Here is a 24,041-nt window from a genome sequence, read left to right as displayed (position 1 = left end):
AGTCCTTCTTCTTCGTAGGTGGGTGATTCCGAACCTACGTCGAACGGGCGATCAGGCTTTCGACATCGACCTCGAAAAAACTTCACACATTGCGTCGGTACTGACCGCCGACCTCGAAGAAGGCCTCGGTGACCTGGCCCAGCGAGCACACCCGCGCCGCGTCCATGAGGACCGCGAAGATGTTCTCGCCACTGGTCGCGGCCTCGCGCAGCCGGGCCAGCGCCGCGGCGGCGTCGTCGGCGTGGCGGGCCTGGAAGTCGCGGACCCGCGCGAGCTGCGAGTCCTTCTCCTCCGTGGTCGCGCGGGCGAGCTCGATGTGGTCGGGCGTGCCGTCGCCGGCCTCCGGCGCGCGGAAGGTGTTGACGCCGATGATCGGCAGCGAGCCGTCGTGCTTCTTGTGCTCGTAGAGCATCGACTCGTCCTGGATCCGGCCGCGCTGGTAGCCCGTCTCCATCGCCCCGAGTACGCCGCCGCGCTCGGAGATCCGGTCGAACTCCAGGAGCACCGCCTCCTCGACGAGGTCGGTGAGCTGGTCGATCACGTAGGAGCCCTGGAGCGGGTTCTCGTTGGCGGCCAGGCCCCACTCGCGGTTGATGATCAGCTGGATCGCCAGCGCCCGGCGCACCGACTCGGTCGACGGGGTGGTGACGGCCTCGTCGTAGGCGTTGGTGTGCAGGGAGTTCGCGTTGTCGTAGATCGCGATGAGCGCCTGCAGCGTGGTGCGGATGTCGTTGAAGTCCATCTCCTGCGCGTGCAGGGAGCGGCCCGAGGTCTGGACGTGGTACTTCAGCTTCTGCGAGCGCTCGTTGGCGCCGTACTTCTCCTTCATCGCCACGGCCCAGATGCGGCGGGCGACGCGGCCGATGACGGAGTACTCCGGGTCCATGCCGTTGGAGAAGAAGAACGACAGGTTGGGCGCGAAGTCGTCGATGTCCATGCCGCGCGCGAGGTACGACTCGACGTAGGTGAACCCGTTGGCGAGGGTGAAGGCGAGCTGGCTGATGGGGTTCGCCCCGGCCTCGGCGATGTGGTAGCCGGAGATCGACACGGAGTAGAAGTTGCGGACCTGCTGCTGGATGAACCACTCCTGGATGTCGGCCATGCAGCGCAGCGAGAACTCGGTCGAGAACAGGCAGGTGTTCTGGCCCTGGTCCTCCTTGAGGATGTCGGCCTGGACCGTGCCGCGCACCGACTTGATCGCATCAAAGGGGTCGATGCCGCGCTCGCGGGCCTGGTCCATGACGGTGTTGAGGAAGAACGCCAGCACGGTCGGGGCCGGGCCGTTGATCGTCATGGAGACCGACGTCGTCGGCGAGAGCAGGTCGAAGCCGTCGTACAGCGCCTTCATGTCCTCGAGCGTCGCCACGGAGACGCCGGACGTGCCGACCTTGCCGTAGATGTCGGGGCGCTCGTCGGGGTCGCGGCCGTAGAGCGTTACGGAGTCGAAGGCGGTCGAGAGGCGGGTCGCCGGCTGGCCCTCGGAGAGCAGCTTGAAGCGGCGGTTGGTGCGGAACGGGTCGCCCTCGCCCGCGAACATGCGGGCGGGGTCCTCGTCGGCGCGCTTGAACGGGAAGACGCCGGCGGTGAAGGGGAACTTCCCGGGCAGGTTCTCGCGGCGCCAGAAGCGGACCAGCTCGCCGTGGTCCTCGAAGCGCGGCACGGCGACGCGGGGGATGTGGTTGCCGGAGAGCGAGACGCGCCCGTTGCTGGCCGTGTCGTCGTCGTACGACGCCACGACGGCCGGCCACGCCTCGAGCTGGTCGCGCAGGTCGAGCGGCAGGTCGTCGTTGGCGCGGGCGGCGGCGGCCGCGAGGCCCTCGATCTCGGCGAGCTCGTCGGCCACGGCGGCGAAGCGCTGGGCACGACGGGCCTTCTCGACGAGCAGCTCGGTGTCGGCGTGGTAGCCGCGCACGGTGTGGGCGATCTCGGCGAGGTAGCGGACCCGCTCGGCGGGCAGCACCTGCTGGATGCGGGTCGACTGCTTGCCCTCGACCACGGGCAGCAGGCCCTCGGCGGTGGGGAGCCCCTGGCCGGCGAGGAGGCCGCGCAGGTGCTGGTAGAGCGCGGTGACGCCGTCGTCGTCGAAGGTCGCGGCGGACGTGCCGAAGACGGGCATGTCGGACGGCTGCTTGCCGAAGGCCTCGCGGTTGCGGACCATCTGGCGGCCCACGTCGCGCAGCGCATCGGCCGCGCCACGGCGCTCGAACTTGTTGATCGCGACGGCGTCGGCGAAGTCGAGCATGTCGATCTTCTCCAGCTGCGAGGCTGCGCCGAACTCCGGCGTCATCACGTAGAGCGAGGTGTCGACGAAGGGCACGATCGCGGCGTCGCCCTGGCCGATGCCGGGCGTCTCGACGACGACGAGGTCGAAGCCGGCGGCCTTCACGACGTCGAGCACGTCGGTGAGGTGCTCGGGCACCTCGTGCGCGCCGCGGGTCGCGAGGCTGCGGAAGTAGACGCGGTCGCGGTCCAGGCCGTGGCCGCCGAGGTCGAGGCTGTTCATCCGGATCCGGTCGCCGAGCAGCGCGCCGCCGCCCTTGCGGCGGGTCGGGTCGACGGCGATCACCGCGACGCGGACCTTGTCCTGCTGGTCGATGCGGAGGCGTCGTACGAGCTCGTCGGTGAGGCTCGACTTGCCAGAGCCGCCGGTGCCGGTGATGCCGAGGACCGGCACGGTACGACCGCTGCTCGCCTCGCGCAGGCGGGCGAGGAAGGCCTCGTCGAGGCGGCCGAGCTCGGCGCCGGTGATCGCGCGGGCGAGGGCGGTGCGGTCGCCGGACAGGACCTGCTCCGCGGTGACCGCGCCGGTCTCCCAGAGGTCGGTGTCGCAGGCCTCGACGACCGTGTTGACCATGCCGGGCAGGCCCAGGCGCTGACCGTCCTCCGGGGAGAAGATGGTGACGCCGGAGGCGCGCAGCCGCTCGATCTCGTCGTGGACGATCACGCCGCCGCCACCGCCGACGACGCGGATGTGGTCGGCCCCGCGCTGGCGGAGCAGCTCGACGAGGTACTCGAAGTACTCCACGTGCCCGCCCTGGTACGACGACACGGCGATGCCCTGCACGTCCTCCTCGATCGCGGCCTCGACCACCTCGGCCACCGACCGGTTGTGGCCCAGGTGGACGACCTCGCATCCCTGGCTCTGGAAGATCCGCCGCATGATGTTGATCGACGCGTCGTGGCCGTCGAAGAGGCTCGACGCGGTCACCAGGCGGACCGGGTGCTGCGGGACGTGCAGGGCGGTGTCGGACATGCGGGGATCCCTCCGCGGGAGATCGGGGAAGTGCTCGGACCTCCGATAGTAGGACGTCCTAGTAAATCTGGGAAGTGGGTGCCCACTTCCGGGGGACGGATGCACTACGGTCGAGCCATGTCCGAGCCGCGCCTGCCCTTCGACCCGATCGATCGCGCGGGCGACCTGTGGGAGGAGCACTTCGGCGACGCGACGGCCATGCGCCTGGCCACCTCGGTGATGCGGGTGCAGCAGCTGATGATCGGAGCGCTCGACGCGGCCCTCAAGCCGTTCGGGCTGACCTTCTCCCGCTACGAGGTGCTGGTCCTGCTGCACTTCAGCAGGAGCGGCTCGCTGCCGCTGAGCAAGATCGGCGAGCGGCTGATGGTGCACCCGACCTCGGTCACGAGCGCGATCGACCGGCTCGAGGCCCAGGGCTTCGTCGAGCGGGTGCCGGACGAGGCCGACCGCCGTCGTACCCTCGCGCGGCTGACGCCGTCGGGGCGGAGCACGGTGAAGAAGGCCACCGAGGCCGTGAGCGCGATCGACTTCGCGATCACGGGTCTCACCGACCGGCAGCAGGCCGACACCTACCAGCTGCTGCGGCGAGTACGCCGCTCCTCGGGCGACTTCCCGGAGTGACGCGCGCCTAGGGTGCGATGTAGGCGCGCAGCCCGTCCATGGCGTCGTCGATGATGGTCAGCAGGTCGCCGTCGCCGGCCGACGGCCGCGCCAGCCAGTGCTCGTACGCCGACAGCGAGATCGCGAGCGAGACGTGCCCGGCGACCTGCGGGACCAGGTCCGTGGCCAGCGAGCCGGTCCGGCGGGCGACGTCCTCGGCGATGACCTGGCGCCACTCGGCGTAGCGGAGCACGGAGTGGGCCTGCAGCTCGGGCGTGGTCAGGATCAGCCGCATCCGCTCGCGGTGCGGTGGGTGGGCGTCGGTGGGGAAGCGGTTGAACTCGACCACTGCGCGATGGATCGCCGCGTGGACCGGGAGGTCGTCGGGCTGGTCGGCGAGCAGCTCGCGGAAGTGGTCGAGGGTGCGGTCGAACTGGCCCCACGGGATGTCGTTCTTCGACTGGTAGTAGCGGAAGAGGGTGCGACGGCTGACGCCGACGGCCTCGGCGATGGCGTCGAGGGTCGTCCGGGCGAAGCCGCGCTCGGCGAAGAGGGTGAAGGCGGCCTGCTCGATCGCGGCGTGCGACGTGGCCTCGGGGCGCCCCCGCGCACTGCTGCGCACGCTCCTCTGCTCGCCGTCGGTCACGGTGCGCCAACCTATCGCTCGGAGGTCGAGGTCAGATCCCCTCCGAAAGGAGGGGGACTTGTTGCCATGGGTGCAAATAGTGTGGCGGGCACCACATCGGCACGAGTAGAGGAGGAACGATGAACCCTGAGATCGAGCAGGACCAGTCCGTTGACCTGGCCGCCGAGGACCTCATCGAGGAGGTCTCGATCGACGGCATGTGCGGCGTCTACTGACATGGACGCCTTGCTGGGAGAGCCGTGGATGCTCTCGCCGTCGGTGGCACTGCGGCCCGAGCCCTTCGGGGCGCTGGCCTACCACTTCGGCAACCGGAAGCTGACCTTCCTGAAGCGGCCCGAGCTGGTCGCCGTCGTACGGGCCTTGGGGGAGGCGCCGGACGTGCGGACCGCGCTCGAGTCCGTCGGTGTCCCGGCCTCCCAGCACCCCGCTTACGCCGCCGCGCTGCGCGGCCTGGCAGCCACCGACATGATCCGCCCGCGCCCGGCCGGCGCGATGGCTGAGGAGAAGAGCGCATGACCATCGCACCCGAACGTCCGCAGAACGCGAGCCTCGTCCAGCAGTTCGAGTACGGCCTGGATGCTCCGATCTGCCTGACCTGGGAGCTGACCTACGCGTGCAACCTCGAGTGCGCGCACTGCCTGTCCTCGTCAGGACGGCGTGACCCGCGGGAGCTGTCGACCGAGCAGTGCAAGGCGGTGATCGACGAGCTGCAGCGGATGCAGGTGTTCTACGTGAACATCGGCGGTGGCGAGCCGACGATCCGCCCCGACTTCTGGGAGCTGCTCGAGTACGCGGTCAACCACAACGTGGGCGTGAAGTTCTCCACCAACGGGGTGCGGATCACCCCCGAGCGGGCGGCGTTCCTGGCCTCGCCCGCGTGCAACGGGTACGTCGACGTGCAGATCTCCCTCGACGGCGCGACCGCCGAGGTCAACGACTACGTGCGTGGCCCGGGCTCCTACGACACCGCCCTTCGGGCGCTGCAGAACCTGAAGGACGCCGGGTTCGAGGACGCGAAGATCTCGGTGGTCTGCACCCGGGAGAACATCGGCCAGCTGGACGAGTTCAAGGCGCTCGCTGACCGGTTCGGCGCGACCCTGCGGCTGACCCGCCTGCGTCCCAGCGGCCGCGGTGCGGACGTGTGGGACGAGCTGCATCCGCTGCCGGAGCAGCAGCGCGAGCTCTACGACTGGCTGATGGCCCACACCGCAGACGGGGAAGAGGTCCTCACCGGCGACTCGTTCTTCCACCTCGCCGCGTTCGGCGAGTCCCTCCCCGGGCTCAACCTGTGCGGTGCCGGGCGGGTGGTGTGCCTGATCGACCCGATCGGCGACGTGTACGCGTGCCCATTCGCGATCCACGACAACTTCCTGGCGGGCAACCTGCTCGCCGACGGTGGCTTCCAGCGGGTGTGGCAGGACTCGGCACTGTTCAACGAGCTCCGCTCGCCGCAGACCGGTGGCGCCTGCTCGTCGTGTCAGTTCTTCGACTCCTGTCGCGGGGGCTGCATGGCGGCGAAGTTCTTCACCGGACTGCCGCTGGACGGCCCGGACCCCGAGTGCGTGCAGGGCTACGGCGAGCACGCACTGGCCGGCGAGCGGACGATCCCCGCGCCGAGCCAGGACCACTCCAAGGCGAACCCCACCCGCAACCAGCCGGTGATGCTCAAGCTCCTCACCGCGCCGCCGGTCTCCGCCTGCGCCGAGAGCCCGCTCGCCGGCTTCGACCCATTCGACCAGCCGGGGTCTCGTGACGGTTGCTGCGCAACCTCCTCGACCACCGGAACCAACGGAGGCTGCTGCTGATGAGCAAGAAGTTCGAGAACCCCTGGAAGCAGAACCCCTGGTTCGAGTCGGTCGCGGTCGCGCAGGAGCGGGCCCGCAAGCGCCTGCCCCAGCCCGTGTACGGCGCCCTGGTGGCCGGTTCCGAGCGGGGGCAGTCGATCGCGGACAACGAGGCGGCGTTCGCCGAGCTCGGGCTGGCCCCTCACGTGGTCGGGCAGCTGCCGGAGCGGTCCCAGGCCACGACGGTGTTCGGACAGCAGATCGGCCTGCCGGTGATCGTCTCCCCGACCGGCGTACAGGCGGTCCACCCGGACGGTGAGGTCGCCGTCGCCCGCGCGGCCGCGGCACGGGGCACGATCATGGGCCTGTCGAACTTCGCGTCCAAGTCGGTCGAGGACGTCACGGCGACCGGCGCGTCCACGTTCTTCCAGATGTACTGGACCGGCGACCGGGACACGATGGTCCAGCGGATGCAGCGTGCCCACGCAGCCGGGGTGAAGGGCCTGATCGCCACCCTGGACTGGTCGTTCTCGATGGGACGCGACTGGGGCAGCCCGGAGATCCCCGAGAAGGTCGACCTCAAGGCGATGGTGCGCCTGGCTCCGAAGGTCGCGACCAAGCCGCGGTGGATGTGGCAGTTCGGCAAGGAGTTCAGGGCAACCGGCAAGCTGCCCGACCTGACGGCCCCGAATCTCGCCCCTCCCGGACAGACGACGGGACCGACCTTCTTCGGTGCCTACTACGAGTGGATGACCACCCCGCCCCCGTCGTGGGACGACGTGGCGTGGATGCGTGAGACCTGGGCGCAGATCTCCGGGACGCCGTTCGTGCTCAAGGGCGTGTGCCGCATCGACGACGCGCTCCGCGCCGTGGATGCCGGTGTCGACGGGATCTCGGTGTCCAACCACGGCGGCAACAACCTCGACGGCACCCCGGCCGCGATCCGGATGGTCCGCCCGATCGCCGAGGCCGTCGGTGAGCAGATCGATGTCGTCATGGACGGCGGCGTACGCCGCGGCTCCGACGTGGTCAAGGCGCTCGCCATGGGTGCGAAGGCGGTGCTGATCGGCCGCGCGTACCTGTGGGGGCTCGCGGCCAACGGCCAAGCGGGCGTGGAGAACGTCCTCGACGTCCTGTCCGGTGGCATCGACTCCGCCCTGCGCGGACTGGCGTTGTCCTCGACCGCCGAGCTGCGGCCGGAGCACCTGCTGGTCCCCGAGGGCTTCGACCGGGCGCTCGGGGTTCCCGCCTCGCTGCCGGCGGCCGTGCGGGGCTGAGCCCGATGGACCTCGCCTCGGCCACCTCGCCCGGCCTGCCGGCCGGGCCGACGGTGCTCGTGCCCGTCGGCTCGACCGAGCAGCACGGCCCGCACCTGCCCCTCGACACCGACACCGTCATCGCGGTCGGTGTCGCGACCGGTGCTGCGGGCGCGCTGGGGGAGCGGGGCCGTGACGTGGTGGTGGCGCCGGCGATCGCCTACGGCTCCAGCGGCGAGCACCAGGACTTCGCCGGTACGAGCTCGATCGGCACCGGTGTGCTGCACGACGTCGTCGTCGAGCTCACCCGTTCGATGTCGACCTGGGCCGCGCGGATCGTGTTCGTCAACGCCCACGGCGGCAACCTGACCGCACTCCGCGGCGCGGTCGCGCAGCTCGTGCAGGAGGGTCGCGAGGTCGCCTGGGTGCCCTGCGCGACCGAGGAGGTGGACCTGCACGCAGGCCGTACCGAGACCTCCCTGATGCTGCACCTGGCGCCGGGGAAGGTGCGCCTCGACCGCGCGGAGGCCGGCAACACCGGCACCCTCGAGGAGCTGCTCCCGCAGATGATGGCCGGCGGCGTGAAGGCCGTCTCGGCCAACGGCGTGCTCGGCGACCCCGCCGGCGCGTCGGCCGCCGAGGGCGCGGCGGTGCTCGCGTCGATGGTCGAGGACGTCGTCGCGTTCGTCGCGAGGATGCCGTGAGCGCGCCGAGCGGCAGGGTCGTGCTCGTCACGGGTGCCGCCCGTGGCATCGGTGCCGCGACCGTACGACGGCTCGTCGCCCAGGGCGACCGCGTCGTCGCCGTCGACGAGCTCGCGGTGGCGGCGGCCCACGACCAGGTGGTTCCCGTCGTCGCCGACGTCCGCGACCGCTCCGCGCTGGCGGCGGCGGTCGACGCGGCGCTGGACCGCTGGGGTCGGCTGGACGCGGCGGTCGCAGCCGCGGCCGTGGTCGCGGGCGGCGTACCGCTGTGGGAGACGCCGGAGGCGGATCTCGACCTGCTCTGGGACGTCGACGTGAAGGGCGTGTGGAACACCGCCGCCGTCACCGTCCCCGCGATGCTCGCCGGCCCCGACCCGGCCGGGTGCCGGTTCGTCGCGATCGCGTCCGCCGCGGGCCACCACGGGCTGCACCACCTGGCTGCCTACAACGCCGCCAAGCACGCCGTCGTCGGACTGGTGAAGGGCCTGGCCGCCGACCTCGTCGGCACCGGCGCCACCGCCTGCGCCGTCTCACCCGGCTCGACCCGCACCCCGATGCTCGAGGCCACCGCCGCGCTCTACGACCTCGACGACGTCGAGGCCTTCGCCGACAACCAGCTCCTGCGCCGCATCCTCGAGCCCGACGAGGTCGCCGCCACCGTCGCCTTCTGTTGCAGCCGCGACGCCGCGGTCCTCAACGGCTCGGTCGTCCACGCCGACGGCGGGTTCGCGCCATGACCGTGTTGGCGGAGGGCTTCCGGGTCCGGCTGCGCGACGACGTCGTGTACGCCGATGGCGGACGGCTGCTCGTCGGCGGCTCGCCCGTCCGCGCGGTCCGCCTCGGCGACCGCGCCCGCAGCCTGCTCGACGGCGGCGGGCTGACCGTCGAGGACGCGGCCACCGCCCGCCTCGCGCGCCGCCTCCTCGACGGCAACCTCGCCAACCCCGTCCTCGACGAGGTCGAGGTCCCGCTGACCGACCTCACCGTCGTCGTACCCGTCCACGACCGCACCGAACAGCTCGCCCGCTGCCTCGCCGCCCTCGTCCCACTGCCCGTCATCGTGGTCGACGACGCCTCCGAACGCCCGCACCTGGTCGCCGAGGTCGCCCACCGCCACGGCGTCCGCGTCCACCGGCTCACGACCAACGTCGGCCCCGCCGGCGCCCGCAACGCCGGCCTTCGCCTCGTCAGGACGCCGCTCGTCGCGTTCGTCGACTCCGACGTCACCATCGACGCCGCCCGCCTGCTCGACCTCGCGCGTCACTGCACCGACCCCCACGTCGCCCTCGTCGGACCCCAGGTGATCGGCAAGGTGAGGAGCGAGAGGCCCCGCTGGTTCGAGAGGTACGACGCCGCGGCGTCCTCGCTCGACCTCGGCGCCACCGGCGGCGTGGTCCGCCCCGGCGCCGCCGTCGGCTGGCTCCCCTCGGCCTGCCTCGTCGGCCGCACCGACCTCCTGACGGGGGAGCCCGGCGGGGGGATCGGTGGGTTCGAGGACGGCTGGCGGGTCGCCGAGGACGTCGACCTCGTCTGGCGCCTCGTCGACGCCGGCCACGTGGTCCGCTACGACCCCGACGTCCGCGCCGACCACGACGTCCGCGGCACGGTCCGGACCTGGCTGGGCCGCAAGTTCTTCTACGGCACCGGCGGCGCCGACCTCGCCGCCCGCCACGGCGACAAGGTCGCCCCCGCCGTCCTCTCCCCGACCATGGCGCTCAGCGGCTGGGCGCTCCTGCAGCGCCGCTGGTGGTCACTCCCCGTCGCAGCCGTCGCGGGAGCGGCCACGGCCCGCAACCTCGCGCCCCACCTCCCGGTCGAGGACGGCCGCCACGCCGTCGCAGCCCGGCTCGCCGCCAAGGGCACTGGCTGGGCGGTCCGCCAGGAGGCCGGGCTGCTGCTGCGCCACTGGTGGCCCCTCGCCGCCCTCGCCGCGCCCTTCAGCCGCCAGGTCCGTCGAGCCCTGTTCTCCGCGGTCGCCGTCGACATGGTCGTCTTCCTCCGCGAGCGCACCGGCGTCGACCCCCTCACCGCCCTCGCCGCCCGACGCCTCGACGACCTCGCCTACGGCAGCGGCCTGTGGTGGGGCGCGATCCGCCACCGCAGCCCCCGCTGCCTCCTGCCGCGCCGGCCCGGGACCACCCGGGCGGACGGTCGGGGTGAGGTCAGTGCAACAGCGGGTCGAGGTCGCCGGCGCGCCGCGCGATCGTCGTGAGCCGCTCCTGGACGACGGCGATGCCGCTCGGGGAGCCCAGCATCCACAGCGCGGCGTGCAGCACGCCGTCGCGGTTGTAGATCCCGACCACGACCGACTCGGTGCCGGGCGCCACGTCGGCGACCCGGTGCGCGGTGGTCTGCTCGCGCCCGCCGGCCATCAGCTCGCCGAGGGCGGTCCGGGGAAGGCGGGCGTTGAGCTCCGGCTCGGTCAGCGGCGGCGGGAAGTCGGGGTCGGCGTCGAGGATGCGTACGACGCCCGACCGGCAGGAGCACAGGTGGATCCCCACCCGCACCGTCATCCGCAGCTCGGTCAGCAGGTCCCGCGCGGACTGGACGATCGTCGGGGTGAGCGCGGCGTCGACGAACACGTCGACCCGGCGGCCCAGCGCGAAGCCGGAGAGCTCGGGGAGGCGCACGATGTACTCCTCGGCCACCAGCAGGTTGAGGATCCGGTACACCGTCGCGGGCGGCATCGAGAGGCGCGCCGCGATCTGCTTGGCCGTCACGCCGCTGCCGGACAGGGCGACCGCCTCGAGCACGGCCAGCGCGTTCTGGATGGCCTTGGGCTGGCGTCCGCTGATCGGGGAGCTGTCAACCACGCCCGCCTCCTCGCCACACCGTCCGGCGCCGGGTCAGCAGGTCGGCCTCGGTGGTCTCGTCGTACAGGCCGAGGGTGGCGAGCCGGACGCCGCGTGCCCGCAGCCGCAGCAGCGTCAGCACGAGCGCCGTCGCGAGCAGGGCGAGGTAGACGACCGCCGGACGGCTGAACCGGCCGGGGTCGAGGGCGGTGCCGGCGACCACGATGCCGGCCATGACGGTGGCGGTCAGCGCGGGGACGAGCCACCCGGCCCGGGGCAGCTCGCCGATCCGGTGGAGGAACACGGGGGCGGCGACGACGCAGAAGGCGTAGGCGACGACGTACCCCTGGGCGGAGAGCGAGAGCAGCCACACGAAGACGTCGTCCGGGGCGGCGCCGAGGGCGGTGGTCGCGGCGACGGAGCCCCCGACGAGCGCGCTGGCCAGCACGAGGGTCAGGGCGGGGGTCCGCCAGCGGCGGTGGGTGCGTCCGAGGGGCGCCGGCAGGACGCCCTCACGGGCCATCGTGAACAGCGTGCGGGTCAGGGCGGTCGTCGAGCCGCAGGCGCACGCGAACCAGGAGCCCAGCACGCCCAGGTGCAGCAGCGCCTCGGCGAGCCGTGGCCCGGCCCCACCACCCCCGGACAGGTCCCAGGCCAGCCCCGAGCCGCGCGTGCCGACGAAGCCGTCGCGGGTCACGAGCAGCGCGGCGCCGGCGAAGAGCAGGCCGGCGACCACGGGCGTCCACCGCACCGCCCTGGGTACGGCGCTGAACGGACGGCGGGTCTCGCTGCTGAGGGTCGTCGCCGACTCGAACCCGACGAAGGCGACCAGCGCCAGGAGCAGCACGAGGCCCCAGTGGCCGTCCGGGACCGAGCTCCCGAGACCGGCGTCGATGCGCAGGTCGGTCCAGCCCGCGACGCCGAGCACGACCACCACCGTCGAGATCGCGAGCGCCTCGACCACGAGCACCGCGCCGGCCGACAGGCGCACGCCACGGACCATCACCGCGCCCGCGGCCGCGGCCAGCGCGAGCGAGGCCAGCGGACGGGCCGCGCCGGATCCGGACGGGTCGATGCCGAGGTCGTCGAGGAGGGCGAGCAGGAACTCGGTGGCGCCCAGGACGCTGGCGGCCGCTGCGCCGGCGTACCCGATCACCAGCGAGAGCCCGGCGACCAGGCCGGCGCGCGGACCGAGGCCCTTGACGGTGTAGCTGTAGAGCCCGCCGGGCGCGACCATCCGCGTCGCGAAGGAGTTCACGCAGCCGGCGACCGCGACCATGAGCGCCGCGACGGCGAGGAAGACGACCGGCGTCAGGCTGCCGGCGGTCGGGTGGGCGAGCAGGGGCAGCGTCACCATCACCGCCGACGGTGCGACCGCGGCGACCGACTGGGCCAGGACCTGGGGGAAGGCGAGGGTCCGGCGCGAGAGCCCGCCGACAGGCGAGGACGGCCGCAGCCGCGCCGCGACCGGGTCACCCTCGAGAGTCCGGCCGGAGCCGGTGTCCGCACCGTCCATCGAGGCCGACGCTAGCGCCTGACGGGCCTCCCGTCGCTACGTCGGTGTGAACCCGGTGTGGGGTCCGAATGAGAATCCGCGACCGCGCGGACGGGGTCGAATGAGAACGACCCGCGGGGGTCCCGCGCGGCCGAGTGAGAAGCCCGTCCGCCCGGTCATCCCGTTCGCCCGACGCTGTCCAGTTTCTGAACAGCGCGGCCCCCGGGACGGCGCACAGTGAGCTGCATCACGCCCGGAACGACCCGTCTCCGTTCCCATCCGCGGTGCGGAGACCTTCACCCGGCGGAGACCGGACGGAGACGTCCGCCGCCGAGCGTGGAGGCGCCGATCCCGGCCCGTCCCGACAAGGAGCACCGATGTCCACCACCCCGTCCGCCGGTCACCACCGGCTCTCCGGCAGCCTCGGCGTCGGCGCGATCGTCTTCATGGTCGTCGCCGCAGCCGCCCCGCTGACCGTCGTCGCCGGCACCGTCCCGATCGGCATCGCCGCGGGCAACGGTGCGGCCTTCCCCGCGTCGTACGTCGTCTGCACGGTCGTGCTGCTCTTCTTCGCGGTCGGCTTCACGACCATGGCCCGGCACGTCGACGCCGGCGGCGCCTTCTCGACGTACGTCGCCCGGGGGCTCGGCCGCCCGGCCGGGGTCGGCTCCGCCTTCCTCGCGCTCGTCTCGTACGCCGCCGTGCAGCTGGCCGTCTACGGCTTCATCGGCAGCGCCATCGACGTCCTGGTCACCGACCACGGAGGGCCAGACCTGCCGTGGGGGGTGTGGAGCGTCGCGGTGATGGTCGTCGTCGCGCTGCTCGGCTACCGCCACATCGAGCTCTCGGGCCGGGTCCTCGGCGTGCTGCTCGTCGCCGAGGTCGCCGTCGTGATGGTCCTCAACGTCGTGGTGGTCGTCCGCGGCGGCGGCGACGAGGGGCTGGCCAGCACCGCCCTCGACCCGTCGGCATTCACCTCCGGCGCCCCGGGGATCGCGCTGATCTTCGCCGTCGCCGGCTACATCGGCTTCGAGGCCACCGCCATCTTCCGCAACGAGGCGCGCGACCCCGACCGGACGATCCCCCGGGCGACGTACGCGGCGCTCCTGCTGATCGGCGGCTTCTACGCCCTGTCCGCCTGGGCGCTGGTCTCGTGGTGGGGCGACGAGGGCGCCGTGGCCCGCGCGGTCGCCGACCCGGGCACGATGCTCGGCGAGACCGCCACGACGGTGCTCGGCGGCTTCGGCGGCGACGTCGTCGAGGTGCTGCTCGTGACCAGCGTGTTCGCGGCGATCCTCGCCTTCCACAACGTCATCTCGCGCTACCTCCACACGCTCGGCGACCCCGCTTCCGAGGTCGCGGTGCTGCCGGCGGCGCTCGGCCGCGCCCACGAGCACCACGGCTCGCCGCACGTCGCGTCCCTGACCACGTCGGTCGTCGGTGCGGTCCTGCTGGCGCTCTGCCTGGCCTTCCAGCTCGACCCGGTGCTCGAGGTGTTCACCTGGTTCGCGGCCGTGTCCGTCGTCGGCCTGATCGCGCTGATGCTGCTCACCTCGGTCGCGGTGGTGGCCTACTTCCGTCGCCACCCGGGTCTCGCCACGCCCTGGCAGGCCGTCATCGCCCCGGCCGTCGCCATCTGCGGGCTCGCCGCCTTCGCCTGGATGACGGTCGACAACCTGGCCCTGCTCGTCGGCGGCTCGGCGACGGTCGCCACCTGCTTCAAGGCGCTCCTCATCGGCGCCTTCGCCGCCGGCCTCCTGCTCTCCCTGGCGGTACGACGCCAGGCCGTCCCCGACCCGGTCCCTGCCCCCGCGCAGCCCTGACCGGCCCGACCCCGCCCTCCACCACCCATCCCGACACGAGGAGACCACCATGACCGCCACCCCGACCCGCCCGGCCGCCACCGCGCCGCCCACCGCGCCGCTCACCGCGCACCCCCTGTCCCTGCTGACCGCGGAGGAGGTGAGCGCCAACCGTGAGGTCGTCGACGCCGCGGGCCTGCTCGGGCCGGACACCCGCTTCGTCTACGTCGGCCTGCTCGAGGCGCCCAAGGCCGAGCTGCTGGCCCACGCCGAGGGCGACCCGTTCCGTCGTACCGTCGCCAGCATCCTCGTGGACCGCGCCTCCGGCGCCGCGACGAGCGTCGTGGTCGACGTGAGCGCGGGTGCCGTCGAGTCGACGCGCGCGATCGACGCCCTCGCGGAGGGCCAGGGCCCGATCCTCGACGAGGAGTTCGAGGACATCGAGCAGATCCTGCTGGCCAGCGACGACTGGCTGGCCGCGATGGCGAAGCGGGGCATCGACCCCGCGATGGTCCGCGCGGTGCCGCTGTCGGCCGGCAACTTCGGCGACCCCGCCGAGCAGGGCCGCCGCATGTGCCGGGTGCTCGCCTTCCTGCAGCTCGACGAGGCCGACCTGCCGTGGGCGCACCCCATCGACGGCGTCTGCGCCTACGTCGACCTGACCGAGCGGGCGGTCTTCGCCGTCGCCGACAACGCGATGATGGACGTGCCGATGGAGCGGGGGGAGTGGAACGCCGAGCCGCACGGGTCGCCGACCCGCACCGACCTCAAGCCGATCGAGATCACCCAGCCCGAGGGCCCGAGCTTCACCGTCACCGACAACCTCATCGAGTGGGCGAACTGGCAGTTCCGGTTCACCTTCGACGTCCGCGAGGGCCTGGTCCTCCACCAGCTCGGGTGGAAGGACGACGCCGCCCCGGGCGGGGTGCGCCCCATCGTCAACCGGGCCTCGATCCCCGAGATGGTCGTGCCGTACGGCGACCCGGCGCCCTCGCGCTACTGGATCAACTACTTCGACCAGGGCGAGTACATCTTCGGTCGCTACACGAACTCCCTCGAGCTCGGCTGCGACTGCCTCGGTGAGATCACCTACGTCGACGCCGTGATCGCCGACGAGAAGGGCGAGCCACGCACCCTGACGAACGCGATCTGCCTGCACGAGGAGGACTACGGCGTGCTGTGGAAGCACACCGACCTGTTCAACGGCATGGCCGAGACGCGGCGCCAGCGCCGCCTGGTGATCTCCTTCTTCCTCACGATCGGCAACTACGACTACGGCTTCTACTGGTACCTCTACCTCGACGGCACCATCGAGCTCGAGGCCAAGGCGACGGGGATCGTGTTCACGTCGGCGTACACGGGGCCGGACGGGTTCGCGACCGAGATGGCGCCCGGGCTGGGCGCTCCCTTCCACCAGCACCTCTTCTCCGCCCGCCTCGACATGGCGGTCGACGGGCACACCAACGCCGTCGACGAGGTGGACGCGGTGCGGGTGCCGGTCAGCGACGTCAACCCGTACGGCAACGCCTTCCGCCAGCAGCACACCCGGCTGCGCACCGAGCTCGAGGCGCGGCGGCACGCGGACAACCTCGCCTCGCGGACCTGGCTGGTCACCAACCCGGAGCGGACCAACCGGCTCGGCCAGCCCGTCGGCTACGCGCTGCACCCCGAGGGCCAGCCGACCCTGCTCGCCGACCCGTCCTCGGTCATCGCCAGGCGCGGCGCGTTCGGGACGCACCACCTGTGGGTCAGCGCGCACGACGACGGCCACCGCTGGCCGGCCGGCGAGATCGTCAACCAGTCGCCCGGCACCGACGGCCTCGAGCGGTACGTCGAGCAGGACCGCGACATCGACGGCGCCGACATCGTCCTCTGGCACACCTTCGGCCTGACGCACTTCCCCCGCCCGGAGGACTGGCCGGTCATGCCGGTCGACTACACCGGCTTCACGCTGAAGCCGGTCGGCTTCTTCGACCGGAACCCGGCCCTCGACGTTCCGGCCGGGACGACCCCGCACTGCCGGGGGATGAAGTGACCGGCCTGGTGGCCGGCCGGGTCGCTGCCGGCCTGGCGGTCGTCTCGGTCGGCCTGCACGTGGCGGCGCTCGGCGCGATGCCGCCGCTGGCCGTGCTCCTCATGCTCGCTGCGGCGCTGGCCTGCCTGCGCTGCGTGCCGGCACTGTGGCGGACGTCGGACTCCCGGGCGTGGGAGTGGACGGCCGGCACCGCCGCCGCGATGGTCGCCCTCCACCTGCTGGTGATGGGCACGACGGGAGGCCCCGCCGCGCACGGCGGGGCGGCCCACGCGGCGACGGGCCACGTGGCGGCGCACCTCCACGGCGAGGGATGGGACCTGATGCACGTCGCGAGCCTGGTCGCCGGGCTCGAGGTCGTGCTCGCCGTGGGGGTCCTGGTGGCACGGCTGGCGGGTCGCCGGCGCCACCTGCCCGCGGAGGTGTCGTCAGCGCGCTGACGGCCGCCCGCATCTTCGCGTAGAGGGTGGTGCGCGAGATGCCCAGCGACTGCGCGGCCTTCACCTTGTTGCCGTCGTGCTCGCGCAGGGCCTCGACGATGACGGCACGCTCCGCATGCTCGATCGGCGCCAGCTTCTTCGTCGGCTCTTGGGCCCGGTAGGCCTCCGGCAGCTGGTCGAGGACGACGGCGCCGGTGCGCTGGTGGCGTACGACGTGGTCGACGACGGCCCGCAGCTCGCGCAGGTTGCCGGGCCAGGGCTGGGCCGAGAGGGCACGGAGCGCGCCCGGCGTGAAGTGCAGCGAGGAGTCGGCGCCGAGGTCGGCCAGCATCCGTCGTACCAGCTCGGGAAGCTCGTGCGGCCGGCTCGCCAGGGGTGCGAGGACGCGGCGCTCGGTGCACTCCCCGGCGAGCGCTGCGGCCCGCCCCGAGAGGCCTTCGACCGGACCGCACACCAGCACGAGCCGGGGCGCCTTCCGCTCGGCGAGGTGGGTCGCGACGAGGTCGATCAGGTCGTCGGGCAGCAGGTCGATGCCGTCGACGCAGACGGTTCCCTGGCCGGCGCGGACGAGCGCGCCGAAGTTGCGGGCCCAGGCCTCGGCACCGTCGAGCAGGGCCGAGGCGGCGGTGAGGACGGTGACCGGCTGGACCTCGCTGCTGCGTCGCGCCTCGGTGGACCGGCCGGAGCCCGGCGGGCCGGAGACCAGCACCGGCGCGTGGGCGAGGTCCGGTCGGACCGCCCGCGGAGCGACGCGCAGCTCGCGGCGGGGCTCGACGTGCAGCAGGGCGCCGCCGCGCGCGCCACCGACCCGGCTGGCCTCGACCCGGACCTCCAGCCCGGACTCGAGGGTCAGGTCCACGTCGGCGTTGTCCTGCAGGTCGCCGACCAGCATCCGCAGCAGCGCGACGTCGGTCGAGCCGAGCAGGTCGGAGGCGGCCTGGTTGGACATGAACAGGTCCTGCCCGATCGCGACCACGGCGCGGCGCCGGGTGCCGGCGGCCTGGAAGGCGGCGAGGAGCTGCTTGTCGGAGACCCGGCTGCGGTCGAGCAGGCGCTGCTCGATGTCCGCGACGGCGCGGGCCACGAGCGGCGGCAGCAGCGGGCTGGCCTCCTCCATGAGCGCGGTGATGTCGAGGACCCCCTCGATCCGGCGCGTGGTCGGGTGGAAGATCGGGTGGCCGTAGCAGCTGAACCGCCGCAGCGGCACGGCGAAGTGCTCACCGCCGTTGATGGTGATGCTCGTGCGGGTCTCCAGCACGGTGCCGAGGGCGTTGGTGCCCACCGCCTCCTCGAGGAGCGAGGCGCCGACGTCGAGGCCGAGGTTGTCGAAGGCCCGGCGACCGCCGCGGTCGCCGCACCAGCGCTGCGCGATCCGGCCCTCGCGGTCGACGAGCAGGGTCGAGAACATCGTCCCCTGCAGCTGGTCGTTGAGCTCGTCGAGCACCGCCGACGCCGCCGAGAGCAGGGGGCCCGACGTGTCCACGTCGCTGTAGGTCAGGTGGTCCAGCGCGTTGCCCGGGGTCAGCCCGGCCATCGTGGCGCGCTGCCACGACTTCGCGATCGGGTCGCGGAGCTCGTCCGTTCCTGTCGTCACGCGTCCCTCCTCGGGTGCGGCCTCGTGACCGCGGTCACAGTAAACGGCAGGGGGTTGGCACCCGGTTGTCCAGTTTCTGAACATCCGCCGGCGCCCGTCGTTGCGAGTGTGGCCGGCGTCACGTCCCATCCGCCGACGCCCCGGCGCCCCACCCAGGAGAACTCCATGAAGACCAAGGCCGCAGTCGTCTACCAGACCGGCAAGCCCATCGAGATCGAGGAGCTCACCCTCGACAAGCCCCGCGAGGGCGAGGTCCTGATCCGCTACACCCACGCCGGCCTCTGCCACTCCGACGTCCACATCGCCCACGGCGACCTCGAGGCCCGCCTGCCGATGGTCCTGGGCCACGAGGGCGCCGGCATCATCGAGGAGGTCGGTCCCGGCGTCACCCGGGTCAAGGTCGGCGACCACGTCGTGTGCTCGTTCATCCCGAACTGCGGCACCTGCCGCTACTGCGCCAACGGCCAGCAGTCGATCTGCGACATGGGCGCCACCATCCTCGAGGGCTACCTGCCCGGCGAGCGCTTCCCGATCACCGGCCCCGCCGGGCAGTACGGCGCCATGTGCATGCTCGGCACGTTCAGCCAGTTCGGCGTCATCCACCAGAACTCCTGCGTCAAGGTGGACGACGACCTGCCGCTGGAGAAGGCCGTCCTCGTCGGCTGCGGCGTCCCCACCGGGTGGGGCTCGGCCGTCAACACCGCCGAGGTGAAGCCCGGCGAGACCGTCATCGTGATGGGCGTCGGCGGCATCGGCATCAACGCCGTCCAGGGCGCCGCCCTGGCCGGCGCGAAGAACGTCATCGCCATCGACCCGCTCCCCAACAAGCGGGAGAAGGCGATGGAGCTCGGCGCGACCCACGCCTTCGAGTCGGCCGAGCTGGCGATGGAGACGATCACCAACCTCACCCGCGGCCAGATGGCCGACTCCGCCATCCTCACTCCCGGCCTGATGACCTCGGAGATCGTCGCCGACGGCTTCAACGCCGTGGGCAAGGGCGGCAAGGTCGTGCTGACCGGGCTGAACAAGCTGGAGGAGACCAACATCCAGCTGCCCGGCTCGGTGCTCACGCTCTACCGCAAGCAGCTGCGCGGCAGCCTCTTCGGCGACTGCAACCCCACCGTCGACATCCCGCGCATCCTCGGGCTCTACCAGTCCGGCGACCTCAAGCTCGACGAGATCCTCACCAGGACCTACACGCTCGAGCAGGTCAACGAGGGCTACGACGACCTGCTCAACGGCAAGAACGTCCGGGGCGTCGTCGTCCACGACCACTCGTGACCACCCTGACCGAGGACAGCGGGGTCACCGGGAGCGGGGTCGTCGACCGGGAGCGGGAGACCGAGCTGCTCGAGGCGGCGTTGGCCAGCGGTGCCAATGTCGTCCTCGAGGGGCCGCCCGGGACCGGCAAGACGACCCTGCTCCGCCGGGTCGCGGCGTCCCGGGCGAGCTCCTTCGCGCTGGTGGAGGGCAACGCCGAGCTCACCCCGGCGCGCCTGGTCGGCCACTTCGACCCCGCGCTGGTCCTCAGCCGTGGCTACCAGCCCGAGGTGTTCGTCGACGGGCCGCTGCTCACCGCGATGCGTGCGGGCGGCCTGCTGTACGTCGAGGAGCTCAACCGGGTGCCGGAGGAGACCCTCAACACGCTGCTCGCCGTCATGTCGGAGCGGGAGATCGTCGTACCCCGGCTCGGGCTGGTGCGCGCGGCTCCGGGCTTCGGGGTGGTCGCCGCGATGAACCCGTACGACGCCGTGGGCACGGCCCGGGTGTCCAGCGCCGTCCACGACCGGACCTGCCGGATCGCGATGGGCTACCAGTCGGCCGAGGCGGAGTCGCGGATCGTCGCGCTGCGGGCGCCCTTCCCCTCCGACGCCTGGCGGGACCGGGCCGTGGCGCTGGTGCGCGCGACCCGCAGCCACCGGGAGCTGCGGGTGGGCTCGTCGGTGCGCGGCGCGATCGACCTCGCCGGGATCAACCACCAGCTCGCCCGCTCGCGCGGTGTCGCGGAGGACGACTGGCAGGTCGGCCTCGACGCCGCACTGGTGGCGCTCAGCGGCCGGATCCGGGTCGACGAGTCGTCGACCCGGAGGCCGGAGGACGTCATCGAGGAGCTGTACGCCGCCGTCTTCGGACCGCGGCCCGGCGACGACGGAGCCGACCCGGGGGAAGCCTGAGCCCGTCTCCTCCGGAGGCGGGCGCTCCCCAGCCGGCCGGGGCGCCGGCCGACCAGCCGCAGGCGTCGCGCCGGGGCCGCCCCGACCGCACCCACGGGCGGGACGAGCTCGCGCGCAACCAGCGCTTCGCCGAGCTCTCCCCGGAGGTGGGCGAGCTCGACGTGGAGGCGGTGGAGGCCGCCGTCGCCGAGGACCCCGACGGGGTGCTCCCGCTGCTCGCCCTGATGAGCCGGGCCACCGACCCGGTCCTGCGCGCGAAGGTGCAGGCGCTGGTGCCGCGGCTGGTCGTCGAGCGCGCCCGCAGCGGACCGAGCGGCCGGATCGGCGCGGGCCGGCTGCGCCCGACCCGCGCCGACCGGGGCGGCGACCTCGACCTCGACGCGTCGCTGGAGGCCGTCGCCGTCGCCCGGGCCGAGGGCCGGCCGGCGGCCCTCGACGAGCTCACCTCGCTCGTGTGGCAGCGGCCGTCGACCGCGGTGTGCCTGCTCGTGGACCGCTCCGGGTCGATGGACGGCGAGCGCCTGGCCACGGCCGGGATGGCCGCAGCCGCGTGCGCCCTGCGGGTTGCCGAGTCCGGCGGCGAGCTGTCCGTGATCGCCTTCGACCGCCGGGCCGAGGTCGTCGTGGGCCTGGCCTCGCCCGCCGAGCCCCGCCGTACCGTCGAGCGCGTCCTCGGCCTGCGTGGGCACGGCATGACCTCGCTCGACGCCGCGCTGCGCGCCGCCCGCGAGCAGCTCGCCCCGGCGCGCGCCCGCCGCCGGATCACCGTGCTGCTCTCGGACTGCCGGGTCACCGACGACGTCGACCCGACGGCGGCCGCCCGCGCCCTCGACGAGCTGCTGGTGATCGCGCCCGCGAGCGACGACGACGAGGCCCGGGGCTTCGCCCGTCGCGCCGGCGCGCGGGTCGAGTCGCTGGCCGCGCTGGCCGACCTGCCCGTCGTACTCGACCGGCTGCTGGGCTGACGCCGGACGAATGTCCAGAACCTGAACACCCCCGTCCCCGCTGGCGGACGACGCTCGGTCCACACGGATCGAGTCGAACGCCAACGGAGGAAAAATGACCGACCTGCTCGTGCCCACCGACACCGCCGTCCTGCCCCAGGTGCGGGAGTGGCTGTCCCGGCCCAAGGGCCTGTTCATCGGCGGGGCGTGGACCGACGCCGCCTCCGGCCGCACCTTCGAGACGCGCGACCCGGCGACCGGCCAGGTGCTCACCGAGGTGGCCCACGGCGAGGCGGTCGACGTCGACCGTGCCGTGCGCGCCGCCCGCAAGGCCTTCGAGGGCGAGTGGTCGCTGTGGACGCCGGCCCAGCGCCAGCGCCTGCTCTTCCGGATCGGCGAGGCGATCTACGAGCACGCCGAGGAGCTGGCCCAGCTCGAGGCCCTCGACAACGGCAAGTCCGCCGCGGTGGCGCAGGCCGTCGACGTCACCTGGGTCGCGGAGCTCTTCCAGTATTACGCCGGCTGGGCCACCAAGATCGAGGGCCGCACCATCCCGGTGTCCGTGCCGTGGGCGCCCGGCACCCAGTGGCACGCCTACACGCTGCGCGAGCCGGTCGGCGTGTGCGGCGCGATCGTGCCGTGGAACTTCCCGCTGCTGATGGCCGCCTTCAAGATCCCGGTCGCCCTCACCTGCGGCAACACGGTCGTGCTCAAGCCGGCCGAGGACACCCCGCTCACCGCCCTGCGACTCGCCGAGATCATGGCCGACTGCGGCCTGCCGGACGGCGTCTTCAACGTCGTGACCGGGTACGGCGACGCGGGCGCCGCCCTTGCCGCGCACGACGACGTCGACAAGATCGCCTTCACCGGGTCGACCGAGGTCGGCAAGCTGATCGTCGACGCCGCCAAGGGCAACCTGAAGAAGGTCAGCCTCGAGCTCGGCGGCAAGAGCCCGCAGGTCGTGTACGCCGACGCCAACCTCGACCTCGCCATCCCGGGCACGGCGTCGGGCTTCCTCTTCAACCACGGCCAGACCTGCACCAGCGGCACCCGGCTGCTCGTCGAGGACAAGATCTTCGAGGAGTTCACCCAGGGCGTCGCCGAGGTCGCCGCGGCGAGCAGGCTGGGGCCCGGCCTCGACCCGACCAGCGAGGTCGGCCCGCTCGTCTCCCAGACCCAGCTCGACCGCGTCCTCGGGTACGTCGACCAGGGGCTCCGCGACGGTGCCCGGGCCCTGACCGGCGGCCGGCGCCACGGCGACGAGGGCTACTACGTCGAGCCGACCGTGCTGGTCGACGTCGACTCGTCCTTCAGCGTCTATCGCGAGGAGATCTTCGGGCCGGTGGTGGTCGCGACGCCGTTCAACGCCGAGGAGGGCGTCGTGGCGGCGGCCAACGACACGCCGTACGGCCTGGCGGCCTCGGTCTGGACCCGGGACGTCACCAAGGCGCACCGCACGGCGCGGCAGATCAAGGCCGGCACGGTCTGGATCAACTGCCACAACGCCTTCGACGCGGCGATGCCCTTCGGCGGCTTCAAGCAGTCGGGCTGGGGTCGCGAGCTCGGTGCCTCGGCGATCGACGCCTACACCGAGCAGAAGTCGGTCAACGCGCTGCTGGCGTGACGCACTTCCCCGGGCCGGCGGTCGTGCGGTCGGCCGGCCCGGGGATCACCAGCTGCTGATTCTTTGCCTTCGGATCCATGGGCGCCGGGCTCCGTCCGGGACTAGCCTGAGCGGGTCTCCGGCCGACGTCCGGCCTGCTCCAGGAGGTCCTCGTGAAGATCGCCCGCGCGCTCGTCCCTGCCGTGCTCGTCGCCCTCGCGGTCCCCGCGAGCGTCGGGGCGGCCGCCGCCGACCCCGTGCCGGACGACCCGCGGCAGGAGCAGTCGATCACCTTCCAGACGACGGCGCCGGTGGGCCAGGACTGGGTGCACACCAACGACTTCGGCGACTACGTCCCCTACGCCTCCGCGACGTCCGGCCTCCTCGTGGAGTTCTCCGTCGACCCGGCCAGCACCGCCTGCCACGCGACCCCCGGCGTCTTCGGGGACATCGAGACCCCGGGCCGGATCACCGTCTGGGTCACGGCGCCGGGCACCTGCATCGTGCACGCCGACCAGGCCGGCGACGAGGAGTTCCAGCCCGCGCCGCGGCAGACGCAGACCTTCGACGTGCTGCGGGAGCCGGTGCAGCTGACGGCGCCCAAGGTCGCCAAGGGCCTCCTCGGGCTGGTCCCGACGACCTTCCGCGCGGAGCTGCTGCACCAGGTGCCGTTCGGTCCCGGCTACCTGACGACCGGGTACCCGGGCCAGACGCTGACCTTCTCGGTCGCGGGCAAGGTGATGTGCTCCGGCGTCACCGTGGAGCACGAGGGGCCGGGGCCCTTCGAGTCGACGGCGATCGCGACGTGCAAGGCGACGATCGGGCTCGCGACCGCGCTGTCGACGAACGGCTACACCGTCACCTATGCCGGCAACGAGCTCAGCGTCCCTGCGAGCGCGGTCGGCAAGCTCTCCTGAGCGGG

General features: G+C 72.8%; 20 protein-coding genes. 15 read left to right on the top strand and 5 right to left on the bottom strand.

Annotated features, from left to right (window positions below):
- Positions 1-82: 82 nt before the first annotated feature.
- A complete protein-coding gene (gene icmF / locus AC2YHB_RS16300) occupies positions 83-3,253 on the bottom strand; it encodes a fused isobutyryl-CoA mutase/GTPase IcmF (RefSeq protein WP_179648223.1) in 3,171 nt (1,056 codons plus the stop codon).
- A gap of 117 nt (positions 3,254-3,370) precedes the next feature.
- Between icmF and AC2YHB_RS16295 the strand changes: the two genes are divergently transcribed.
- Complete coding sequence (locus AC2YHB_RS16295; RefSeq protein ID WP_179648222.1) at positions 3,371-3,874, top strand: MarR family winged helix-turn-helix transcriptional regulator; 504 nt, start codon at positions 3,371-3,373, stop codon at positions 3,872-3,874.
- A 7-nt stretch (positions 3,875-3,881) separates the two neighbouring features.
- Here the strand turns inward: AC2YHB_RS16295 and mftR are convergent, their stop codons facing one another.
- On the bottom strand, positions 3,882-4,499 hold the full coding sequence (gene mftR, locus AC2YHB_RS16290; protein WP_179648221.1) for a mycofactocin system transcriptional regulator MftR: 618 nt from the start codon (positions 4,497-4,499) through the stop codon (positions 3,882-3,884).
- Positions 4,500-4,618: 119 nt separating this feature from the next.
- Here mftR and mftA point away from each other — a divergent pair, with 119 nt between their 5' ends.
- Genes mftA through mftF form a run of 7 tightly spaced genes read left to right on the top strand, consistent with a single transcriptional unit; the run spans position 4,619 to position 10,455 of the window.
- The gene (gene mftA / locus AC2YHB_RS16285) at positions 4,619-4,714 is read left to right on the top strand and encodes a mycofactocin precursor MftA (protein ID WP_179648220.1); all 96 of its coding nucleotides are present in this window, start codon (positions 4,619-4,621) and stop codon (positions 4,712-4,714) included.
- Between the two features lies 1 nt (position 4,715).
- Complete coding sequence (gene mftB, locus AC2YHB_RS16280) at positions 4,716-5,015, top strand: mycofactocin biosynthesis chaperone MftB (RefSeq protein ID WP_179648219.1); 300 nt, start codon at positions 4,716-4,718, stop codon at positions 5,013-5,015.
- On the top strand, positions 5,012-6,304 hold the full coding sequence (gene mftC / locus AC2YHB_RS16275; RefSeq protein ID WP_179648218.1) for a mycofactocin radical SAM maturase: 1,293 nt from the start codon (positions 5,012-5,014) through the stop codon (positions 6,302-6,304). The genes mftB and mftC overlap by 4 nt, the downstream gene beginning before the upstream one ends.
- Complete coding sequence (mftD, locus tag AC2YHB_RS16270; RefSeq protein ID WP_179648217.1) at positions 6,304-7,560, top strand: pre-mycofactocin synthase MftD; 1,257 nt, start codon at positions 6,304-6,306, stop codon at positions 7,558-7,560. Before mftC ends, mftD begins: the two co-directional genes overlap by 1 nt.
- Before the next feature lie 5 nt (positions 7,561-7,565).
- A complete protein-coding gene (gene mftE, locus AC2YHB_RS16265; RefSeq protein WP_179648216.1) occupies positions 7,566-8,243 on the top strand; it encodes a mycofactocin biosynthesis peptidyl-dipeptidase MftE in 678 nt (225 codons plus the stop codon).
- Positions 8,240-8,980 carry a mycofactocin-coupled SDR family oxidoreductase gene (locus tag AC2YHB_RS16260; RefSeq protein ID WP_179648215.1) on the top strand — a complete coding sequence of 247 codons (741 nt, stop codon included), beginning with the start codon at positions 8,240-8,242 and terminating at the stop codon, positions 8,978-8,980. Before mftE ends, AC2YHB_RS16260 begins: the two co-directional genes overlap by 4 nt.
- Positions 8,977-10,455, top strand: coding sequence for a mycofactocin biosynthesis glycosyltransferase MftF (gene mftF, locus AC2YHB_RS16255; RefSeq protein ID WP_179648214.1), 1,479 nt, complete (start codon positions 8,977-8,979; stop codon positions 10,453-10,455). Before AC2YHB_RS16260 ends, mftF begins: the two co-directional genes overlap by 4 nt.
- Here mftF and AC2YHB_RS16250 read toward each other — a convergent pair.
- A complete protein-coding gene (locus tag AC2YHB_RS16250) occupies positions 10,406-11,056 on the bottom strand; it encodes a helix-turn-helix domain-containing protein (RefSeq protein ID WP_036548945.1) in 651 nt (216 codons plus the stop codon). The two genes, mftF and AC2YHB_RS16250, sit on opposite strands and share 50 nt — an antisense overlap.
- Positions 11,049-12,551: an APC family permease gene (locus tag AC2YHB_RS16245; RefSeq protein WP_179648213.1), complete on the bottom strand. Its 1,503-nt coding sequence runs from the start codon at positions 12,549-12,551 to the stop codon at positions 11,049-11,051. The genes AC2YHB_RS16250 and AC2YHB_RS16245 overlap by 8 nt, the downstream gene beginning before the upstream one ends.
- A 356-nt stretch (positions 12,552-12,907) precedes the next feature.
- On the opposite strand from AC2YHB_RS16245, the gene AC2YHB_RS16240 reads away from it, so the two are divergent.
- Both AC2YHB_RS16240 and AC2YHB_RS16235 read left to right on the top strand, forming a co-directional pair.
- The gene (locus AC2YHB_RS16240; RefSeq protein WP_179648212.1) at positions 12,908-14,353 is read left to right on the top strand and encodes an APC family permease; all 1,446 of its coding nucleotides are present in this window, start codon (positions 12,908-12,910) and stop codon (positions 14,351-14,353) included.
- Positions 14,354-14,402: 49 nt separating this feature from the next.
- Positions 14,403-16,367: a primary-amine oxidase gene (locus tag AC2YHB_RS16235; protein ID WP_179648211.1), complete on the top strand. Its 1,965-nt coding sequence runs from the start codon at positions 14,403-14,405 to the stop codon at positions 16,365-16,367.
- Positions 16,368-16,466: 99 nt separating this feature from the next.
- Here the strand turns inward: AC2YHB_RS16235 and AC2YHB_RS16230 are convergent, their stop codons facing one another.
- Positions 16,467-18,398, bottom strand: a complete 1,932-nt coding sequence (locus AC2YHB_RS16230; protein WP_487354289.1) for a sigma-54-dependent Fis family transcriptional regulator — start codon at positions 18,396-18,398, stop codon at positions 16,467-16,469.
- 165 nt (positions 18,399-18,563) lie between these two features.
- On the opposite strand from AC2YHB_RS16230, the gene AC2YHB_RS16225 reads away from it, so the two are divergent.
- The 5 genes from AC2YHB_RS16225 to AC2YHB_RS16205 all read left to right on the top strand — a co-directional run bounded on the left by AC2YHB_RS16225 (position 18,564) and on the right by AC2YHB_RS16205 (position 24,036).
- Complete coding sequence (locus tag AC2YHB_RS16225) at positions 18,564-19,679, top strand: NDMA-dependent alcohol dehydrogenase (RefSeq protein WP_036548940.1); 1,116 nt, start codon at positions 18,564-18,566, stop codon at positions 19,677-19,679.
- Positions 19,676-20,572 (top strand): AAA family ATPase, encoded by an 897-nt coding sequence (locus AC2YHB_RS16220; protein ID WP_179648208.1) that lies wholly within the window; start codon positions 19,676-19,678, stop codon positions 20,570-20,572. Before AC2YHB_RS16225 ends, AC2YHB_RS16220 begins: the two co-directional genes overlap by 4 nt.
- 146 nt (positions 20,573-20,718) lie before the next feature.
- Positions 20,719-21,537 carry a vWA domain-containing protein gene (locus AC2YHB_RS16215; protein WP_207006957.1) on the top strand — a complete coding sequence of 273 codons (819 nt, stop codon included), beginning with the start codon at positions 20,719-20,721 and terminating at the stop codon, positions 21,535-21,537.
- Positions 21,538-21,631: 94 nt separating this feature from the next.
- Positions 21,632-23,140, top strand: a complete 1,509-nt coding sequence (locus tag AC2YHB_RS16210; RefSeq protein WP_036548938.1) for an aldehyde dehydrogenase family protein — start codon at positions 21,632-21,634, stop codon at positions 23,138-23,140.
- A 152-nt stretch (positions 23,141-23,292) separates the two neighbouring features.
- On the top strand, positions 23,293-24,036 hold the full coding sequence (locus AC2YHB_RS16205; RefSeq protein WP_179648207.1) for a hypothetical protein: 744 nt from the start codon (positions 23,293-23,295) through the stop codon (positions 24,034-24,036).
- Positions 24,037-24,041 lie beyond the last annotated feature (5 nt).

Source organism: Nocardioides sp. SRI_004, assembly GCF_057586415.1.
Note: the sequence above shows the minus strand (reverse complement) of the source record. Positions and strands in the feature narration are given on the sequence as shown.

What these genes read in the sequence shown, in the direction of transcription:
- icmF (WP_179648223.1), bottom strand. Translation starts at nt 3,253, where the DNA reads ATGTCCGACACCGCCCTGCACGTCCCGCAGCACCCGGTCCGCCTGGTG.
- AC2YHB_RS16295 (WP_179648222.1), top strand. Translation starts at nt 3,371, where the DNA reads ATGTCCGAGCCGCGCCTGCCCTTCGACCCGATCGATCGCGCGGGCGAC.
- mftA (WP_179648220.1), top strand. Translation starts at nt 4,619, where the DNA reads ATGAACCCTGAGATCGAGCAGGACCAGTCCGTTGACCTGGCCGCCGAG.
- mftB (WP_179648219.1), top strand. Translation starts at nt 4,716, where the DNA reads ATGGACGCCTTGCTGGGAGAGCCGTGGATGCTCTCGCCGTCGGTGGCA.
- mftC (WP_179648218.1), top strand. Translation starts at nt 5,012, where the DNA reads ATGACCATCGCACCCGAACGTCCGCAGAACGCGAGCCTCGTCCAGCAG.
- mftD (WP_179648217.1), top strand. Translation starts at nt 6,304, where the DNA reads ATGAGCAAGAAGTTCGAGAACCCCTGGAAGCAGAACCCCTGGTTCGAG.
- mftE (WP_179648216.1), top strand. Translation starts at nt 7,566, where the DNA reads ATGGACCTCGCCTCGGCCACCTCGCCCGGCCTGCCGGCCGGGCCGACG.
- mftF (WP_179648214.1), top strand. Translation starts at nt 8,977, where the DNA reads ATGACCGTGTTGGCGGAGGGCTTCCGGGTCCGGCTGCGCGACGACGTC.
- AC2YHB_RS16245 (WP_179648213.1), bottom strand. Translation starts at nt 12,551, where the DNA reads ATGGACGGTGCGGACACCGGCTCCGGCCGGACTCTCGAGGGTGACCCG.
- AC2YHB_RS16240 (WP_179648212.1), top strand. Translation starts at nt 12,908, where the DNA reads ATGTCCACCACCCCGTCCGCCGGTCACCACCGGCTCTCCGGCAGCCTC.
- AC2YHB_RS16235 (WP_179648211.1), top strand. Translation starts at nt 14,403, where the DNA reads ATGACCGCCACCCCGACCCGCCCGGCCGCCACCGCGCCGCCCACCGCG.
- AC2YHB_RS16225 (WP_036548940.1), top strand. Translation starts at nt 18,564, where the DNA reads ATGAAGACCAAGGCCGCAGTCGTCTACCAGACCGGCAAGCCCATCGAG.
- AC2YHB_RS16210 (WP_036548938.1), top strand. Translation starts at nt 21,632, where the DNA reads ATGACCGACCTGCTCGTGCCCACCGACACCGCCGTCCTGCCCCAGGTG.